The 4230-nt window shown below is 71.5% G+C and carries 2 protein-coding genes; both read right to left on the bottom strand.

Annotation, left to right across the window (positions count from 1 at the left end; all coding sequences use genetic code 11):
• Positions 1-150: 150 nt before the first annotated feature.
• The gene (locus ACFW16_RS35815) at positions 151-2772 is read right to left on the bottom strand and encodes an MMPL family transporter (RefSeq protein WP_380313878.1); all 2622 of its coding nucleotides are present in this window, start codon (positions 2770-2772) and stop codon (positions 151-153) included.
• Between the two features lie 96 nt (positions 2773-2868).
• Positions 2869-4026 (bottom strand): MFS transporter, encoded by a 1158-nt coding sequence (locus tag ACFW16_RS35810; RefSeq protein WP_380313877.1) that lies wholly within the window; start codon positions 4024-4026, stop codon positions 2869-2871.
• Positions 4027-4230 lie beyond the last annotated feature (204 nt).

The raw sequence follows: 4230 nt of genomic DNA, 5'->3' as shown, positions 1-4230 counted from the left end.
CCACACGATACGACCGACGCGCCGCTCACTACATGGCCTTCATCCATCTCGCCGCCGTCATCCTCTGGTTGCGCTGAATGTCGATTCGTCCTAGTCCTGTCCGGCCGGGCCGTCACCGGGCCTGATCCGGACGCTCCGTGAAGCCTGGCTTCACGATGAGGCCGGACGATGGCGCGGCAATGGCGCGGGCGGGCCCAGCAGGGCCGGCATGAACACCAGCACGGCGAACAGGGTGAACAGCAGCTCGATCGTCAGCAGCTCGCCCATCCCGGCCGTGCCGGGATGGGGCGAAAGCCACAGGCTGCCGAAGGCCGAGCCGGTGGTGAGCGCGCTGAACACGATGGCGCGGGTGGTGCTGGATTGCAGCGGCTCGCCGCGCCTGGCCCGCCAGTTCACGACGAAGTAGATGTCGAAGGCGACGCCGACCCCGAGCAGCAGCGGCAGGGCGATGATGTTGGCGAAGTTGATCGGCAGGCCGGTGACGACGGTGGCCGCCAGCGTCATGAGGCCGGCCAGCAGCAGCGGCGTCAGCGCCAGCAGCACGTCGCGCAGCCGGCGCAGCGCGACCGCGAGCAGAAGCGCGATCATCACGGTCGCCAGGATGCCGGCGGTGATGAAGGCGCCGACGATGGTCCGGCTCGATTCCTGGATCGTCACCGCCGTCCCGGTGGCATGCGGCGCGACGGCGCGGACCGCGTTGACGAAGCGTTCCATCACGGCGTTGTCGGCGGCGTTGCCCTTGGGGAACACCGTCAGCTTGGCCTGGCCGTCCGGTGCGACCCAGGTCTCCCTCAGGTCCTTCGGCAGGTCGGCCAGGGTCACCGGCTGGGCCGACAGCAGCAGTCGCAGCCGGTCCAGCGTCGTCGGCAGCCCGTTCAGCAGCGCCTGGCCGACCCGGGCCACGGTCGCGGCGTCGGCCTTGGCCAGCCGGTCCAGCCCGTCGGCCAGGCGGCGCTCCGGGCTGTCGGCCTCCGGCGCGATCTGCCGCAGGGTCGCCGCGATCTTGGCGGCGGCGGCGCGCACCGCGGCGTCGGAGGGCTGGTCCTCGACCGCCGGAACGTCCAGGACCGGGCCGACCAGAAGGGCGAGGTCGGACAGGACCGCCAGCTTGGCCTGCTGGTCGCCGGGCACGAAGCTGTTCAGCGACAGCACGGTGTCGACCTCGGGCAGGGCCTGCAGCTTCGGCGTCAGCGCCGCCGCGGCCTCGACCGAAGGGGTCAGGATGTCGATGGTGTTGGGCGTGGTCAGCGGGTCCCGCATCAGCTCGAGCATCGTCGAGGCGGCTTCGGAGCGCGGATCCACCAGGTTCAGCGGGTTGAAGTCGAAGGCCAGCCGCGGCATCAGCGCCAGCGACCCCAGCGCCAGCAGCGCACCGCCGGCCAGCACCCAGCGCCGGTACTTCAGGAGGAAGCGGTCGATCGGGGCCAGCTCCGTCCAGCCGACCTCGCGCGGCTCGGCCCGCACCGGCAGCACCGCCAGCAGGGCCGGCAGCAGCGTCAGGTTGAGCGCCACCGCGATCAGCATGCCGACGCCGGCGATCAGCCCGAGCTCGGAGACGCCGCGATAATCGGTCGGCAGGAAGGCGAAGAAGCCGCTGGCGGCGGACAGCGCGGCCAGCACCAGGGCGGTGCCGACGCGGCGGATGGCGGCGTTGGTGGCGGCGAAGATGTTGGGCGCGGTGGTGCGCTTGGCCCGCACGGCGACGCAGAGCTGCACGCCGAAATCGACGGCGATGCCGACGAACAGCACGGCGAAGGCGACCGAGATCAGGTTCAGGGCGCCCACCGCCAGGGCAGCAAAGGCTGCTGTCATCAGCAGCCCGACGAACAGCGTGACCATGATCGCCGCGGTCATGGTGAAGGAGCGCAGGGCCAGCAGCAGCAGCCCGAGCACCAGCACCACCGACACCGTGGTCGACAGGCCGATGCCTTCGCTGACGCTGGCGAACTGGTCGTCGTTCAGCGGGATGTTGCCGGTCTGCCGCACGGTGACGCCGTAATCCGGGGTCAGGTGCAGCGCCTCCGCCGTGGCTCGGACGAACCCGGTGGCCTTCGCCCCCGGCTCGAGCGCGCCGTAGTCGAGCACCGGCTGCGCCAGGACGAAGCGGCGCAGGGACCGCGGCGAGGGCGGGGTCGTGGACAGCAGGGACTGCCAGGACAGCGGCTGGACCACGTGGTCGGAGGTCAGGTTGGCGTCGATCGTCGCCGCCATCCGGGTGAAGGCCGGCTGCATCTGCGACCGCTCGGCCTGGCCCATCTGCACGCCCTGCAGGGCGAGATTGAGGACGCCGAACAGCCCGCGCAGCGTCGGGTCGGCGGCCAGGCCGCCGAGCAGCGGCTGGGCGGCGATGATGTCGTTCGCCGTCTGCTGCACCTCCTTCAGCGACAGGAACAGGATGCCGTTCTGGTCGAAGAAGGGCCCGCCATCCGGGCGGCGGACGGTCTTGAACAGCGACGGCTCCGCCGCCAGCGCCTTGGTCAGCTGCACGGCCGCGGACTCCGCCAGCTCCGGCGTCTGCCCGTCGATGACGATGGCCAGCAGGCCGATGTTCTGCGGAAACGCCTTGTCGAGCGCGGCGTTGTCCTGCTGCCAGGGCAGGTCGGGGTCGAGCAGCGTGCCGGTGTCGGTGTTGATCGACAGGCGGTGCATCACCACCAGCACGGCGCAGACCGACAGCACCAGCGCTGCGCCGATCACCCAAGGCGCACGGCGTTGGCAGAAGGCGCCCAGGTAGACCAGGGCACGGGTCGCGGACAATCTGGAGGCGGGCACGCGATCTGCTTTTCGATGATGGCAAGGGCAGGCGGGCGGGCGGAGTTGTATCCTGCTTCGCCGATGCGCGGAAGCCGTCCGGTGACCGCGGCAGCACTATGGCGCAGGGCGGGCGATTCGGGACAATCCCAGCCAGGCCAGCGCCGCCGCGGCGATCGCGGCCATCAGCAGCCAGGGATCGGCGCCGGTGGTGCGCAGCGCCCAGGGAATCAGCGCGGTGGTCCCGGCCAGGCCGACGAAGGTGGTCAGGAAGGCGTAGCCGGCCTGGGCCATGTAGTGCAGCTCCGGCCGGATCCGGGTGCGGATCACGGTCTGGGCTGCCAGATAGGCGCCGCCGAAGGTCATGGCGTGGCCGAGCTGGCTGAGGATGATCAGGGCCAAGGGCGGGTCGGCCGCCAGCAGCAGCCAGCGGCCGATGGCCACCACGCAGCAGATCGCCAGCAGCGTCGCCGGCGCGATCTTCTCCAGCCGTCGGGCGGCATAGCGGTAGACCACGATCTCGGCGGCGACGGCGGCGCCCCAGACGATGCCGGTGCTGCCCCTGGCGACGCCATGGTCGATCCACCACAGGGTGCCGAAGGAATAGTAGAAGGCGTGCGACGCCTGCAGCAGCAGGGCCGGGGCCAGCAGCGGCGCCGCCACCGCCAGGGCCGCGGCGGCCGCACGCGGGTCGAGGCGCGGCGTCGGCGGCTGCCAGGTCGGGCCCAGCACCGCCAGGCACAGGCACAGCAGCAGCCCCGCGGTGATGAAGGGCAGCAGCGCGGCGCCGTCCGGCAGGACCAGCAGCGCCCCCATGCCGACATTGCCGACCATGAAGGCGAAGGACCCCCAGGCGCGCATCCGGCCGTAGCCGTGGCCGCTGCGCAGGGTCACGGTGTTGGCGAAGCTCTCGATCAGCGGGATCGAGCCGTAGACGAGTCCGACCGCCAGGACCGACAGCAGGCCGATGGTGCCGGGATCGGCGATCAGCGCGGCCGCGACCAGCACCAGCGCGGCGGAGACGGCGGCGCCGGCGGCCAGGCCGCCGGCCGGCAGCAGCAGGGTCGCGACCATGCCGAAGCCGAGGATGCAGACGGCGCGCAGGGCGAAGCCCGCGGCCATGGTCCAGCCGACCGCATCGGCGGCCAGCCCGCTCGCCGCCAGCCACACCGGCAGATACGGAGTCAGGATGCCGCTGACCCCGTAATGCGCCGACAGGGCGGCGACGGCGCGCAGCCGGCCGTGATCGCCGGATGGCCTCGCGACTTCGCTCAACGCGTAGTCTCTCCCGCAAGTGAGGTTTTTTCGAAAGGACCAGAGCCTGCTTCTTTCTTGTCCCCCCTCCCCTTGCGGGAGGGGGGCAGGGGGAGGGGTCTGCGCGCGTCCGCGCGCGAATGCGTTGGGAGTTCCGTTTGTTGTCCAGATCGGCCTGTGGCGGTCCAGGCCAGCCCGAGCCGCGTGAACCCCCACCCCCAACCC

Origin of the sequence: Inquilinus sp. NPDC058860, from assembly GCF_042743185.1 — a bacterium.
Taxonomy (GTDB): domain Bacteria; phylum Pseudomonadota; class Alphaproteobacteria; order DSM-16000; family Inquilinaceae; genus Inquilinus.
This window is presented reverse-complemented; position numbering and strand designations above follow the sequence as displayed.